This window comes from Shewanella mangrovi, from assembly GCF_000753795.1.
GTDB lineage: Bacteria > Pseudomonadota > Gammaproteobacteria > Enterobacterales > Shewanellaceae > Shewanella > Shewanella mangrovi.
This window is the reverse complement of sequence record NZ_JPEO01000014.1, coordinates 25252-37980: the sequence shown is the minus strand read 5'-3', so window position 1 is coordinate 37980 and position 12729 is coordinate 25252. Positions and strand designations below refer to the sequence as shown.

Here is a 12729-nt window from a genome sequence, read left to right as displayed (position 1 = left end):
ATGTTTTAATTTTGAATTCTGTTCGCGACCTGTATTTTTTAGGTCGTTTCTGAAAGTTAATTACATTTTAGTCTCGATTTTTTCTTATGTGGTATGACCAGTTGTCATATTAGACCTTTTTCTAGTGGTTTTTATGTAAGTTCATGAAAAATTAGTGATTAAAAATTGAGCTTTAGCAAGGGCTAATGTGACTCAAGTCTCTGGATGATCGTGATTGGTAGGCTAGATCACGCTTGATAGTGTGAAATTTACTTTCAAATGAAGCTGGTGGCTTAGGAAGTAGATCAAGGTGAGCACTGAAGCTTAAATATAAGCTAAGCGCTTTATGAAAAGCGCTTAGCATGGGCAAGTGAGATCATCTGAACTCATGGATGGGGTTAAATACGGGCTTCGCGGTTAACGATGGTTTTGCCAATTGGGGTCAACGTTAGCAGTGCTAGTTTGATGTGCTGGATGCCAAACGGGATGCCGATGATGCTAATGAAGCAACCCAAGGCGTGCACAAGGTGACCGATTGCCAACCAAATGCCAAACAGCAAAAACCACACAATATTACCCAACATGCCAAGTGCACCTGTGCCGATATCTTCCCGACCATAAAATTGATCTCGATTGACGTGATCTTGACCAAAGGGCCAAAAGGCCAGCTCTCCAATAACAAAGCAGGCTCGACCAAATGGAATGCCAATGATACTGATGAAGCAAATAAGCCCGGCTAGCCACCAAGCGAGTCCCATCACAAATCCACCAAGTAAGAACCAAGCGATGTTGAAGATAAGCCTTAGCAATGACATGTTTATTCCTCAAAATGTTGTTGACTAGCTTAATTAAAGCGATATCCATGCCAATAATTTAATTGATAAAAATCAATATGTTATTTTTTATGTTGCTATGGGTGTGATGAATGATTAATCCGTTTTAGCGATTTTGACTAATTTGTATTGGTTCCAGTAACTTGCGCTGGGTAAAATTGTTAATTGATTAACCTCACGGCGATAATATGCAATTAGCAAACTCACCTGTAGAACAGATAACGCTGGGCAAGCACACCATATTTATAAAGCGTGACGATCTGCTACATCCACAGTTCTCGGGTAATAAAGCGCGTAAGTTTCTTTATTTCCTTGAACATGCGTTTGATGGAGTAGAAAAGGTGTTGGGTTATGGTTCTGCCCAAGCAAATTCGCTCTACTCTTTAGCGGCTTTGTGTCAATTGAAGGGATGGCAGCTTGATTTCTATGTGGATCATTTGCCGCAAATGTTAATGCAAAGCCCTTCAGGTAACTATGCCGCTGCTTGCGCTATGGGCGCGAATGTTATTGTGGCGCCTGTCCGCGGCGGTGTGCAGATTGAAAGCTATTTACGTAGTTTGGCTGCTCACGATGAACACTGTTTATTGATTGCTGAAGGTGGCCGCGTCGCTGAAGCGGAATATGGCGTAAGTAAGTTAGCAGAGGAAATTGCAGTTTGGTGTAAACAACACCTGATTGATGAACTCGCCCTGTTTTTGCCTGCCGGTACAGGGACGACTGCGTTATTTTTAGCAAAATATTTCACTCAACATCGGTTGAATATCCACGTTTATACTTGCCCCGTTGTAGGCGACGCCGAATATCTGCAGCAGCAGTTTACGCAGTTATGTGCCGATACTTCTCTTCATCCCATGATTGTAGCGCCTCCCAAGAAGTACCATTTTGGGAAATGCTATCTGGAGTTTTTAACGCTGTGGCAGCAGCTCAATCATACTGGTATTACGTTTGAACTACTCTATGACCCGCTAGGGTGGATGATGTTGTTACAAGTCGCAGAACAAATCACGATGCCAATGATGTATCTGCATCAGGGGGGCGTATTGGGAAATCAGAGCATATTACCGCGCTACCAACGAAAATATCCGCAGTGCTTCTAATGGTGTTAACCGGATGGTATTAGGCCATTTTTGCTGAACACTCTGTGAGTGCGCTTGGCGAGTTTTGCCAGTCGATTGAGATCTGCCAGCGACGGTACAATGGACTGGTCAGCATATTTCCAATAACTCAACTCACTGTCGAGCATCTCCAACATCTTTTTCGGGCAGCCTTGGCATTTGCCACCACACATATTGGCGTCACTAATATTCAGCGGAATTTGTTGCTCTATTTCGGCAATTAAATAGTGCATCGCCTGTGTAGTGTTTGGTTTTGTCACGAGTAATGGTTGATGCGTATAAGCTGACGTGTTCACGCAATACTAATGCAGTTATTAAACAAGTGAAACGTTGGGGTTGCCTATTTGGCCAGGCGAGTCCCTAACGGGAAGTCTGCCTGAACCAAACTAGGTTGCAAGGTTGTCACAACAATTTGCTTAACTTGCAGTAGGGAATTTCGGTACGAATTTGTGAGAGGTTAATGGGATGTACCGAATTGACTAGCTTTACTTGCTTGCACTTACTAGCCACTTCATAAAATTCAGGGCATCAGTGCGTTGAGAAAATGTTTGTAATTTTTTGCCTTTCTTATCGGTGAAGGCAATTGAGTTTTTGTTTATTGAGATTGAGTCTACAGGAAAGTTCACTGTAATTTCATGTCCGTTAACTTTGTATGACATAAGCCACACTCCTTCTATTGTTCTAGCGTCTATGCGACGCACTTGTTTTAACTATAAGATATCCTTAGTTTTTCATGCTAAAGAAATTTAGGTGAGTCAGAACCTAACATAGACAACTCAACTAATCAAGCATATTTGTGAGTAAGCTGTGTAAAAGCTGTACGCAAAACCTCGTATATCGCGTCATAGGTAAACACAGCTTTATGACAGCGATATTAAGCTGCTATCACTGTAATTTGATTAATACAGTAATTGACCGAATGGGTTGAGCAACTTTCCTAATCCTTTGGTGAAATGGAGTGGAGCATCCACCAACGTGAAGCACAAACAGCCGTGCTCGCTGTAGGGTGAGTGTTCATTTGACCCATCACGCTCAATAAAATCGCCTTTCACATATTTACCGCTTTCATCGGTAAAACTGCCGTCGAGTAACAAAGTGAGCTCTCGACCTTTATGAGTATGTTGCGGCACACTGCCACCTGCGGCAATATGCAGCAGACTGGCGCGCCCGGCGGTGTCTTCTAAGTCATAGCGCATGCGACTGATATTGCCGACAGATGTCCAAGCAGCACAATCAAGCTGTTGTAATGCGATTGGCAGCGGGTAAGACTGACCTTTTACACAAATAAAATGCGGTCTCATCGGTTCGGACGCAGTTGCTGGCAAACTGGTAATCTGAGCACAAATATCTTCAAAGTTAGGTGCATCTGCTTCGCTAGCGTTATGGCCTGTAGTGCTAAACTCACTGAGATGTTGACTCGCACATGCTGCCTCTGCTTGCTGCAACAACGCGCGGCACTCTGCGCACATCTGACAATGGGTTGCCACTGCGACTGCTAATCCAGCTGGTAAGGTGCCGGCGGCATGTTGTTCGAGAAGTTGTGGGCGAGGGTGATGGCTAATCATCATATTGCTCCATACGGCTGCGAAGCTTTTCTAATGCAAGCCGCAATCTTGATTTTACGGTACCTACTGGCACATTGAGTTCTTCAGCCAATTGCTGATGGGTGAGTTCGCGCAGATAAATGCCTTGGACGACTTGGCGTTGTTTTGAAGGCAGTAGGGCTAAATGATCGAGCAGGAAGCGCTGTTGTTCACTGCTCACGATGGTTTCCGACTCTTCAGGCGATGAGTCCACCAATGGCCAGATACTATCGCCCAAACAGTCTTCGCGGTTGTGTTGGACTTTACGCAACATATCAAAACACTGGTTGCGCATAATGGTAAAAATCCAGGTGATGGCATTGCCTTTATCGGCATCAAACAGATGCGCCTTGGTCCAAACCGAGGTCATAGTTTCCTGCAGTAAATCTTTTGCAAGACCTTGGGAGCCTAAACGTTGATGTCCAAATGCGATAATCTTAGCCGCAACGTGATGAAAAATTTGCTGAAACGCGTCTTTATCCCGCTCCGCAGCAACTTGCAGCAACAGCGTATTAAGCCATTGATGTTTTTGTTGTATCTCATCCAAGTTACGCTGGTTCATGGCGTTGTTAATGTGAACATTCATTCGCTTATCTTAGTCCTTTTATTACGCTAAACGCGAATAATCCTTAGCCATTACAAGGTATATTGAGTATTCAACAGCAACCCAAAAAACAGCCCCGTGCTAACTGTTGAGTATGCTTTGCGAAGAATACGACTGGTTCAGGAAAATGGATCAATCAATAAGTTGTTTGAGAAGTGATAACAACATCTGGTGATCCTCTTGCAGCATTAATTGATGTTTGGCCGCAATATCGATCGGTAAAATCTCTAGCCAACGCTGACACACCCAAGCGATATCTTGATAACGTTCTACTGCATAATGCTCATATAGTGAGTGTTGCTGATGTAGTGTTTGTAACTGCTGCGTAATATGCTGTTCATCTGGGCTGACGGATTCAGCATGCCAGTTATTTAATAGGCTAATATCACCGCGTTTCAGACCATCATCTTCAATTATAAATCTGTTCAAAGTGAAGCGTTGGCGGCCGCGAATGACAATCCCAAGCAAACCATCTTCGAGTTGCTCAAAATCCACTATGTCAGCCAAACAGCCTGCTCCCGGCATTGACTGGGTTTCTGCTTGGTACAAACATAAGCCAAACCCATATTGATTAACGCTGGCTTCTCGCACCAAGCGTTGGTATCTGGGCTCAAAAATGCGCAGTTCTGTTTGTCCCTCAGGCATCAAACACACGGGAAGTGGGAATAATGGAATTGAAGATAGTTTCATAGACGTATTTAGTTGGCGATGATGCATCTGATTACGTGTTGGGCTGTGGTTCAGATCAATTCCATTAGTGTTATGACACATGGGGGTCATGCAAGTAAGATAGTTTTTAGGAAAGAGTTACCGGATTTAGGAGTGAGGATGAAGCTGAATCGTTTTGAACGCATGGTGGTGAAACATCCAATGCGACATTGGGTGCAAAGCAAAATAGAGCAGCCATTACTATTAAGGCTGTTTGACAACAATCTTCCTGCTTTCGAACAAGCATTGGAGATAGGTTGCGGCTATGGACAGGGGATCCAGCTGTTGCGTAACGGTTTTGGCGCGGCGAAGGTCGTGGCAGTTGATCTTGATGAAGAGATGCTTGCTTACAGTGCAGAACGTCATGCAGGTGCCGACTGGCTGACATTGTTGCAAGCCGATGCCACTCGATTACCCTTTGATGATCAACAATTTGACCTCGTGTGCGATTTCGCGGTGTTTCATCATGTACCAGATTGGCAAGCCGCAGTCAGCGAGGTTTTTCGAGTGCTGAAACCCGGCGGCGCTTTTGTGATTGAAGAGCTATATCGCGCTGCGATTTGTAATCCGTTGAGTAAGCGGTTGTTTGAGCATCCGCAAACCAACCGCTTCAATCATATTGAATTACATCAATGTTTGAAGTTGGCGGGTTTTGACATTCGAAAATCCCATCATTTGCCCGCGTTAGCGGGACTGACATTGGCGATAAAACCCGCCCAAATAACGCTTGATTAAGGTGCCATTGGCGATGACTGATCTACCCAGATGATGTCGTTTGTGTTGACTCCAAGCGCTGCGGCTTGCTCGACTAATGCCTGCTTGGTCTCGGCGGTGATTTGTGGGGTTCTGGCCAGAATCCACATGTAATCAACATTGGGCCCCAAAACCAGACTTACTTGATAGGGCGCTCCATTCGCAGGTTTTGCGGGGATGAGTTGATGGATTTGATAAGCACCGTAAAACGGCCAAAAGAAACTGACGCGTAGGCGCCCGACATCGTGGCCATCGGTAAAATAGGCCACGCCATCGGCGCTTTGCCACGCTAGTGTCTTAGGATTAAAACCGCGGTTAATCACCTTTATGCTATCCGCTTGCTGACGATATTCGGCCGTCACATGGGTCAGTCCTCGTTCAAAGGAATGATCCAGTCTGCCAATTTCATACCACTTGCCTAGATATTGTTGAGCGACAAACGGCTCAACGACGGCGATCTTCTTATCTAAACTGGTACACCCCGACATACAGAGTAATAACAGTGCAAGCGCGAGCGATAAGGTCTTCATTATGGCATCCTTTATATTCAAATTTCCTTGATTGGGCGTGCTCGAATACGAACTAGCGTTTAAAAGCGATCAATCGTAATAAATTCGAATAGTTAGTAATAAATTTGCATTCGCTCAATATGTGCGTTTAGCTTACGCACTATAATTATGACTAGTTAACTAGTTCTGTAGTAACAAAGGTTTGGACATTTATGGCAAATTTATTGGAATCAGTTGATTTACGTACCCAACTGGTAGGTGAAAACCGCTTAGAACTGCTTCTATTCCGGATTAATTCGACTCAACTTTATGCCATCAATGTGTTTAAGGTAAAAGAGGTGGTAAAAGTGCCGCATCTTTCTGCGATGCCAGGACGCCACCCTTGTATTTGTGGTGTGGCCAATATTCGCGGCACCTCGATTCCAGTGATTAATCTTCGCAGTGCTATCGGCTTTAGTCCGATGGACATTACCCCAGACAGCAATTTGATCATCACCGAATATAACCGGTCAGTGCAGGGCTTTCTGGTCGGTAAGGTCGAGCACATCGTCAACATGACCTGGCAAGACATTTTGCCGCCACCGAAAAATGCGGGTCGCAATCATTATTTGACGGCTATCACGCGCATGGAAGATCAGGGCAAAACGACCTTAGTGTCGATTATTGATGTGGAAAAAGTGCTGGCGGAGATTATTGAGTACAACATCCAGTTATCAGACGAGATCCTCGACCAGCAGTTAGTGCAACACATGCCCGGGCGTAAAGTCCTGATTGCCGATGATTCACCCACAGCGCGCCGTCAAGTGCGTGACACCTTAGGGCAACTTGGGATTGAGGTGATTGAAACGTCCGACGGTGCCGAAGCGCTGGCGATGCTAAAAGCGTGGGCTGATAGTGGCAAGGTTGTGAGTGATGAAATTCTGATGCTGATCACCGATGCCGAAATGCCATCGATGGACGGCTACCGTTTGACCTACGAGATCCGTAATGACAAACGTATGGCAGACTTATTCATCACCTTGAATACCTCATTAAGCGGCAGTTTTAATAATGCGATGGTGGAGAAGGTGGGCTGCGATAAGTTTATTTCTAAGTTTCAACCTGACTTGCTGGTGGAAGCCGTACAAGAGCGCTTGCGTCAACTCGTGAAAGCCTGAACGTCGTCGATTAATTCTTGAATAACAGCACGTTTAACCTTGTCAGATGACACAATATGGATTCTGGCAAGGCGCACTGCATGACCAAACCTATGTTTACCCACTACCGCAACAACGCCGCTGAGAAAATCGCGGTCTAACGCTAAATGGCGACAATATTGTTCGATAGCGGAAAACACCGAACTGTACTGTACGCCATCGAATTCAAATCGGGTGTCGTTAATTGCTTCGTCAAGCGATACGCCATCAACGCTAACTTGCCACCCGTTAAAATTGATTCTGTCTCTCGCGACTTCGAACATAAACCATGCGCTCTGTTGAAAGCTTTGCAGCGTACGGCAGGTGAAGTCTGCTTCAGCCAACTCTTCTTCGGTCCAATTTAGTCCAATAGCCAGATGTTTAGCATAGCGTTTCATTAATGCGTCTTTGACCGCCACCCGGCATTCAGCATATGACGTAAGCAGTTGTTTGTTGGCGAGTTGGCGACACTCTTTACAGCTTGGAATAGCAATTGTGCGGGCGTTTGCGCCTGCGAGGGGATAGTCCAGCAGCTGATTGCAGGGTTCGCCACAAAACCAGCAGATGTGGCGAAATTCAAAAGGAATATCAATCAGCACACCGGACATAACAGCGCGATAATTTACTCGGCTTCGATTTCAGCGAGCGTTTTAGCGAATTCGACAGGCTCTAACTCTTCACAGTTTTCATCACCTTGCCAATCGATACCAATAGTGACGCCATCTTCATTGAGATCTTCTACCCAGTATTCGAGAAACTCTTCTACGCTGATTGGCGTCGGGGTGAAGTCCTGCCATTCATCATTGCACTGCTTAGCCGCCATTTCTTCTGTTGACCACAGCGGCATTACATCTGTGTCTTCATACATGGTGGAGTCACAAACAACCCAACCTTCACCTGATTCATCCTGCAACGCCCACAGCGTTTGAGTTTCTTCGATGTTTTTCAAAAAGCTGCTCAGCACAGCGGACAGTTCACTCATGGTTTGGCTTCCTTAATAGCTAGTTGCGGCCATTATACGTTAAGCAGGCTGGCGACCAAGCAATAGTTGGCGAGAATCTCCATCTGCTCAAAAAAACACTGTTTGTTTGGTGAAAATCGAAATTGCGCTTAAAAATTCTTAGCTCAATGATAGGATGGACGCCAGTATGACACTGAACGATGACAGGAGGCTGTCGGTGTTAAAGAAGATCTCTTGGGTGCTCGCCGTCATAGCGGCCCCTACGTTTGCGGCGCAACCAGTGGATGTAGCTCAGGAAATTCAGCGTGTGCAGGATGAGTTTCCACAATGTTTGCAGTCTTTTGCCGAGCAAGCAAAATCGCAGGGTGTCAGTGATGACACCATTAAAACCCATCTCGCTAATCTCAAAGTGGTTAAGCGTGTAATTGAACTCGACCGGCGTCAGCCGGAGTTTACCTCAACCTTTGCCGGATATTTTGATCAGCGCGTTACCGATTGGCGGGTCAATAAAGGGCGTCAGTTGTTGGAAGAACATCGACAATTTCTTAACAGTCTGACGAAGCAATATGGTATTCCGGCGCAGTATCTGTTGGCATTTTGGGGGATGGAAACCAACTTCGGCGGCTATAAAGGCAAGATGCCGGTGCTGGATTCGCTGGCGACACTGGCCTGCGATCATCGCCGCAGCAAGTTTTTCACCAAAGAGCTCATTACAGCGTTGCAGCTGAGCCAGAAATACCAGTTCCCCGCAGAAAAAATGCAAGGCTCTTGGGCTGGAGCAATGGGGCATACGCAATTTATGCCCAGTGCTTACGCCAGTTATGCGGTCGATGCCGATGGCGACGGTAAAGCGGATCTATGGAGCAGTACTGAAGATGCGCTCGCATCAGCCGCCAACTTTCTGCAGCATCTCGGTTGGCAACGAAGTCAACGTTGGGGGAGGGAAGTCCTGCTGCCTGATGGTTTCGATTACACCCAGATTGGGCAAAGCAAGCCGCTGGTAGAATGGCAACATCTTGGTTTGAAAGAGGCCAATGGTCATAGATTGCCCGTGGCTGATATGCGCGCAACTTTAATTTTGCCCGCCGGACATCAGGGACCCGCTTTTATCGGTTACGATAATTTTGAGGTGATCAAACGCTGGAATCGTTCAGACTTCTATGCCATTAGCGTTGGTCATCTGGCCGATCGCATTATTGGTGCTGGTAAGCTCGCAAAGGCGCCACCGCAGCAGCAACGTCGTAGTCGAGAGCAAATTAAAGTATTGCAACAGAAGCTCAATGAATTAGGTTTTGATGCGGGTAAGCCTGATGGTATTTTGGGGAGTAATTCCCGCAAGAGTTTACGTGCATTTCAGGCGAGTAAGGGATTAATTCCAGACGGATTTCCTGATGATGCTACGTTTAATGCATTAGGTATTTCGGGTTCTTGATAATCAAAATGATTGCTAGAGAACGGGCTTTTGGTTAAGGTTGCGTTATTGTTAACACCTTAGGAAAGCCCGTTAATGTCTCGTCTGGATGAACTTAATCACGCGCAGAAGCAGCGTCTCGCTTTTATCGATTTTTGTCTGCAATATTTTGGCCAAATAAGTCGTCAGGATTTGATTACTAAGTTCGCGACCGGTCTCGCTGCGTCAACGCGCGATCTGAGCCTTTATCGCGAATTGGCGCCTGATAATTTGAAGCTGGTGCATCCCACTCGACACTATCAACGTCAGCTTCAGTTTTAAGCGCTGTTTGAGCATGACCCTCAAGCGGTATTAAGTGGTTTAGCGCGCGGCTTTGGTGATGGCCTGTCGCAGCCATTGGTGCCCAGCCAAGTCTGTATCGACGCGCAACAACTGATCCACCCTAAACCAGATATTATCGCTGCGTTAATGCGCGCTATACAGCAAGGTGCAGCTTTACAGATTAGCTATGTCTCCACCTCATCTGGTGAAAACGTGCGTGAGATTGTGCCGCATAGTTTGATTAACAATGGCCAGCGATGGCATGTACGTGCTTACGATCGCACTCATGGGCTGTTCACCGATTTTGTGGTGACGCGTATTAAACAAGTACGTAAGGAACAGTTAGTCGTTGCCGCTTACGAGCAACCTGCGGCGGACAAAGCGTGGCTGACGCCTGTGACTTTAATATTGATCCCACATCCGAGTTTATCTCACCCTGAAGCAATAGCGTTGGATTACGGCATGAGTGACGGGCAGTTGTCGTTGCAATCTAATGCTGCCTTGGCGGCATATCTGTTGCGGAGTTGGAGCGTTGATTGTTCAAAAGAACATAAAATTAGCTCAGGAGTGTGCCAGTTAGCATTGAAAAATACCGAAGTCCTAGATGTCTTGGAGCATCTTTCTATCGTTCCCGGTGGCAATAGCTAATTATATTGGCGGCATGCTGGCGCTTTTGTTAAGCTGCCGCCACTTTGATAAAAGCGGTTTTAAGGACGCATCATGACAATCGCAAAAGATAAAATTGTGCAATTGAATTACACCTTGCGTGATGAGCAAGGCGAAGTGCTGGAAAGCAATGAAGGCCAAACGCCAATTGCCTATCTGCATGGCCATAATAATATGATGGTCGGTATTGAAAAGGCGCTTGAAGGCAAAGCTGAAGGCGATAGTTTTAGCGTGACTTTGCCAGCGACTGAAACCTACGGTGAGCGTTTGGCTGATTCTGAGCAGCGTGTATCGGTAAAACACCTGCAGGGCGCCAAAGTATGGAAGCCCGGTATGGTAGCAGTGATCAACACTGATCAAGGTCAACGCCAAGTTACCGTGGTAAAAGTAGGCAAGTTTATGGTGACGGTGGATACCAATCATCCACTGGCGGGTCGTGAACTGACTTTTGATTTGACGGTTGCTGGTGTACGTGACGCGACCGAAGAAGAACTGTCGCATGGTCATGCGCACGGTGATGGTGGTCATCATCACTAAGTGTGATGTGTAATATCCAAAAAGCCCGTAGTCACGGGCTTTTTTGTGACTGATGCTTAATGTGTTGATAGAGAGCGATTATGTTGTTGACCTTAAACCACGCCAAATTGATTTTATCGCCGCAAGAGTTGCAAGTGAGGCTGATGCCATCCGGTGCAATATTAAGTGTATTGCTCGACGACTTACGCTTGATCGCATCTGTTAATTTGCTGGTGGCCAATGTAGGAGCCGTGAGTTGGCAACTGCCGTTAGATAACGCAGAACAACTGCAGCAAATTGCCGATTTTTACGGAATTGCTGCAGAGGCGCGTTAATCGCTATTTGCTTACTCGTTCACGCTGATGTGGCGCATCAAAAGCTAATGCTGGCCCCTTAGGTACTACACGCGTCGGGTTTATACTATCGTGGCTGTAATAGTAGTGTTGCTTGATGTGCTCAATATTCACTGTGCCTGCAATCCCCGGCTGCTGATACAGCTCGCGCACATATGCAGATATAGCAGGGTAATCGCTAATACGGCGTAAGTTGGTTTTAAAGTGGCCAAAATATACCGCATCAAAACGGATCAAGGTGGTAAATAGACGCCAGTCTGCTTCGGTAATTTGCTCTTTGGCTAAGTAACGCTGGTTACTGAGGTGCTGTTCAAGCGTGTCCAGCGTGGCAAATACGTCGTCAAATGCTTGCTCATAAGCGGCTTGCTGCGTGGCAAATCCGGCCCGGTAAACGCCATTATTGATATTGGGATATATCAAGGTGTTCCACCGTTCAATTTCAGCCTGTAAGTGCGCCGGATAATAATCGACAGTATTACCAGTTAAGTCATTAAAGGCCGAATTAAACATACGAATAATATCGGCAGACTCATTACTGACGATTGTCTGCTGTTGTTTGTCCCAAAGCACAGGCACCGTTACACGGCCACTGTAATTATGGTCGGCTTCAAGATAAAGCTGGTACAGAAAATCTTTTTGGAACAGAGGATCTGCATCAGCGCCTGCAATGTGATGCGCATTGGCGGATTGTCCTGCACCTGCAAACTCCCAACCATTTTGCAGCATATGCGGCTCGACCACAGTGACCGGAATTAAGTGTTGTAAGCCTTTTAACTCACGAAAAATCAAGGTGCGATGCGCCCAAGGGCAGGCGAGCGACACATAGAGATGATAGCGGTCGGCTTCCGCTTTAAAACCCGCATTGCCAGTTGCGCCAGCGCTGCCATCTGCGGTAACCCAGTTTCTGAATTGGGCGTTTTCTCTGACAAACTTGCCATCGGTTTTAGCTGTGTCGTACCACTTATCCACCCATTTGCCTGCTTGTAGTAATCCCATAACGCCACCTTTCAATCTACTAATGGGGATAGTGTATAAACGAATTAAGCAAACAAAAAGCCGCTAAATTGAGCTGTTGAGTTCGATTATTTAGAACTATTAGGTTTGAGTATCACACAGAACTGTGTGGTCAAAAAACGCCCAATCGAAACATTGTGCCTTGAAAATGTGTTTGGCCACCCCATTTAGTTAGTGTCGGCAGCAATGGCGTTGTCGACAATCGAGAGACCGTGCCTTTGGGCGGTC

At 46.1% G+C, this 12729-nt stretch carries 18 protein-coding genes; 8 read left to right on the top strand and 10 right to left on the bottom strand.

The window, feature by feature from the left end; genetic code table 11:
- Positions 1–377: 377 nt before the first annotated feature.
- Complete coding sequence (locus HR45_RS14380) at positions 378–794, bottom strand: YccF domain-containing protein (protein WP_037444240.1); 417 nt, start codon at positions 792–794, stop codon at positions 378–380.
- Between the two features lie 206 nt (positions 795–1000).
- Between HR45_RS14380 and HR45_RS14375 the strand changes: the two genes are divergently transcribed.
- Complete coding sequence (locus HR45_RS14375) at positions 1001–1909, top strand: pyridoxal-phosphate dependent enzyme (RefSeq protein ID WP_037444237.1); 909 nt, start codon at positions 1001–1003, stop codon at positions 1907–1909.
- A 5-nt stretch (positions 1910–1914) separates the two neighbouring features.
- Here the strand turns inward: HR45_RS14375 and HR45_RS14370 are convergent, their stop codons facing one another.
- The 5 genes from HR45_RS14370 to HR45_RS14355 all read right to left on the bottom strand — a co-directional run bounded on the left by HR45_RS14370 (position 1915) and on the right by HR45_RS14355 (position 4804).
- Positions 1915–2187 (bottom strand): hypothetical protein, encoded by a 273-nt coding sequence (locus tag HR45_RS14370; RefSeq protein WP_037444343.1) that lies wholly within the window; start codon positions 2185–2187, stop codon positions 1915–1917.
- A 225-nt stretch (positions 2188–2412) separates the two neighbouring features.
- The gene (locus HR45_RS19545; RefSeq protein WP_156104081.1) at positions 2413–2586 is read right to left on the bottom strand and encodes a hypothetical protein; all 174 of its coding nucleotides are present in this window, start codon (positions 2584–2586) and stop codon (positions 2413–2415) included.
- Positions 2587–2826: 240 nt separating this feature from the next.
- Positions 2827–3495: a ChrR family anti-sigma-E factor gene (locus HR45_RS14365; RefSeq protein WP_241461133.1), complete on the bottom strand. Its 669-nt coding sequence runs from the start codon at positions 3493–3495 to the stop codon at positions 2827–2829.
- Positions 3485–4072 carry a sigma-70 family RNA polymerase sigma factor gene (locus tag HR45_RS14360; protein WP_241461138.1) on the bottom strand — a complete coding sequence of 196 codons (588 nt, stop codon included), beginning with the start codon at positions 4070–4072 and terminating at the stop codon, positions 3485–3487. Before HR45_RS14360 ends, HR45_RS14365 begins: the two co-directional genes overlap by 11 nt.
- A gap of 174 nt (positions 4073–4246) precedes the next feature.
- Positions 4247–4804: an LON peptidase substrate-binding domain-containing protein gene (locus HR45_RS14355; RefSeq protein ID WP_037444338.1), complete on the bottom strand. Its 558-nt coding sequence runs from the start codon at positions 4802–4804 to the stop codon at positions 4247–4249.
- A gap of 138 nt (positions 4805–4942) precedes the next feature.
- Between HR45_RS14355 and HR45_RS14350 the strand changes: the two genes are divergently transcribed.
- A complete protein-coding gene (locus HR45_RS14350) occupies positions 4943–5557 on the top strand; it encodes a class I SAM-dependent methyltransferase (RefSeq protein WP_037444231.1) in 615 nt (204 codons plus the stop codon).
- Here the strand turns inward: HR45_RS14350 and HR45_RS14345 are convergent.
- Complete coding sequence (locus tag HR45_RS14345; RefSeq protein ID WP_037444228.1) at positions 5554–6105, bottom strand: lipocalin family protein; 552 nt, start codon at positions 6103–6105, stop codon at positions 5554–5556. The two genes, HR45_RS14350 and HR45_RS14345, sit on opposite strands and share 4 nt — an antisense overlap.
- A gap of 191 nt (positions 6106–6296) precedes the next feature.
- Here HR45_RS14345 and HR45_RS14340 point away from each other — a divergent pair, with 191 nt between their 5' ends.
- On the top strand, positions 6297–7241 hold the full coding sequence (locus HR45_RS14340) for a chemotaxis protein CheV (protein WP_037444225.1): 945 nt from the start codon (positions 6297–6299) through the stop codon (positions 7239–7241).
- Here HR45_RS14340 and HR45_RS14335 read toward each other — a convergent pair.
- Both HR45_RS14335 and HR45_RS14330 read right to left on the bottom strand, forming a co-directional pair.
- Positions 7223–7867 carry a hypothetical protein gene (locus HR45_RS14335; protein WP_037444223.1) on the bottom strand — a complete coding sequence of 215 codons (645 nt, stop codon included), beginning with the start codon at positions 7865–7867 and terminating at the stop codon, positions 7223–7225. The two genes, HR45_RS14340 and HR45_RS14335, sit on opposite strands and share 19 nt — an antisense overlap.
- Before the next feature lie 14 nt (positions 7868–7881).
- On the bottom strand, positions 7882–8241 hold the full coding sequence (locus HR45_RS14330; protein ID WP_037444219.1) for a DUF2750 domain-containing protein: 360 nt from the start codon (positions 8239–8241) through the stop codon (positions 7882–7884).
- A gap of 166 nt (positions 8242–8407) precedes the next feature.
- Here HR45_RS14330 and HR45_RS14325 point away from each other — a divergent pair, with 166 nt between their 5' ends.
- From HR45_RS14325 to HR45_RS14310, 5 genes are all read left to right on the top strand, one after another.
- On the top strand, positions 8408–9652 hold the full coding sequence (locus HR45_RS14325; protein ID WP_241461132.1) for a lytic murein transglycosylase: 1245 nt from the start codon (positions 8408–8410) through the stop codon (positions 9650–9652).
- A 75-nt stretch (positions 9653–9727) separates the two neighbouring features.
- Positions 9728–9952, top strand: coding sequence for a BrxR family helix-turn-helix transcriptional regulator (locus HR45_RS19775; RefSeq protein ID WP_347360078.1), 225 nt, complete (start codon positions 9728–9730; stop codon positions 9950–9952).
- 78 nt (positions 9953–10030) lie between these two features.
- Complete coding sequence (locus tag HR45_RS14320; protein WP_347360077.1) at positions 10031–10600, top strand: WYL domain-containing protein; 570 nt, start codon at positions 10031–10033, stop codon at positions 10598–10600.
- A gap of 72 nt (positions 10601–10672) precedes the next feature.
- A complete protein-coding gene (locus tag HR45_RS14315; RefSeq protein WP_037444216.1) occupies positions 10673–11155 on the top strand; it encodes an FKBP-type peptidyl-prolyl cis-trans isomerase in 483 nt (160 codons plus the stop codon).
- Positions 11156–11235: 80 nt separating this feature from the next.
- Positions 11236–11469: a DUF3389 family protein gene (locus tag HR45_RS14310; RefSeq protein WP_037444213.1), complete on the top strand. Its 234-nt coding sequence runs from the start codon at positions 11236–11238 to the stop codon at positions 11467–11469.
- 3 nt (positions 11470–11472) lie between these two features.
- On the opposite strand, the gene HR45_RS14305 is transcribed toward HR45_RS14310, so the two are convergent.
- Positions 11473–12483 (bottom strand): glutathione S-transferase family protein, encoded by a 1011-nt coding sequence (locus tag HR45_RS14305; RefSeq protein WP_037444210.1) that lies wholly within the window; start codon positions 12481–12483, stop codon positions 11473–11475.
- Positions 12484–12729: the final 246 nt, after the last annotated feature.

Coding starts and splice junctions, on each gene's coding strand:
- HR45_RS14380 (WP_037444240.1), bottom strand. CDS start 794: ATGTCATTGCTAAGGCTTATCTTCAACATCGCTTGGTTCTTACTTGGT.
- HR45_RS14310 (WP_037444213.1), top strand. CDS start 11,236: ATGTTGTTGACCTTAAACCACGCCAAATTGATTTTATCGCCGCAAGAG.
- HR45_RS19775 (WP_347360078.1), top strand. CDS start 9,728: ATGTCTCGTCTGGATGAACTTAATCACGCGCAGAAGCAGCGTCTCGCT.
- HR45_RS14375 (WP_037444237.1), top strand. CDS start 1,001: ATGCAATTAGCAAACTCACCTGTAGAACAGATAACGCTGGGCAAGCAC.
- HR45_RS14365 (WP_241461133.1), bottom strand. CDS start 3,495: ATGATGATTAGCCATCACCCTCGCCCACAACTTCTCGAACAACATGCC.
- HR45_RS14350 (WP_037444231.1), top strand. CDS start 4,943: ATGAAGCTGAATCGTTTTGAACGCATGGTGGTGAAACATCCAATGCGA.
- HR45_RS14335 (WP_037444223.1), bottom strand. CDS start 7,867: ATGTCCGGTGTGCTGATTGATATTCCTTTTGAATTTCGCCACATCTGC.
- HR45_RS14330 (WP_037444219.1), bottom strand. CDS start 8,241: ATGAGTGAACTGTCCGCTGTGCTGAGCAGCTTTTTGAAAAACATCGAA.
- HR45_RS14355 (WP_037444338.1), bottom strand. CDS start 4,804: ATGAAACTATCTTCAATTCCATTATTCCCACTTCCCGTGTGTTTGATG.
- HR45_RS14305 (WP_037444210.1), bottom strand. CDS start 12,483: ATGGGATTACTACAAGCAGGCAAATGGGTGGATAAGTGGTACGACACA.
- HR45_RS14315 (WP_037444216.1), top strand. CDS start 10,673: ATGACAATCGCAAAAGATAAAATTGTGCAATTGAATTACACCTTGCGT.
- HR45_RS14345 (WP_037444228.1), bottom strand. CDS start 6,105: ATGAAGACCTTATCGCTCGCGCTTGCACTGTTATTACTCTGTATGTCG.
- HR45_RS19545 (WP_156104081.1), bottom strand. CDS start 2,586: ATGTCATACAAAGTTAACGGACATGAAATTACAGTGAACTTTCCTGTA.
- HR45_RS14360 (WP_241461138.1), bottom strand. CDS start 4,072: ATGAACCAGCGTAACTTGGATGAGATACAACAAAAACATCAATGGCTT.
- HR45_RS14340 (WP_037444225.1), top strand. CDS start 6,297: ATGGCAAATTTATTGGAATCAGTTGATTTACGTACCCAACTGGTAGGT.
- HR45_RS14325 (WP_241461132.1), top strand. CDS start 8,408: ATGACACTGAACGATGACAGGAGGCTGTCGGTGTTAAAGAAGATCTCT.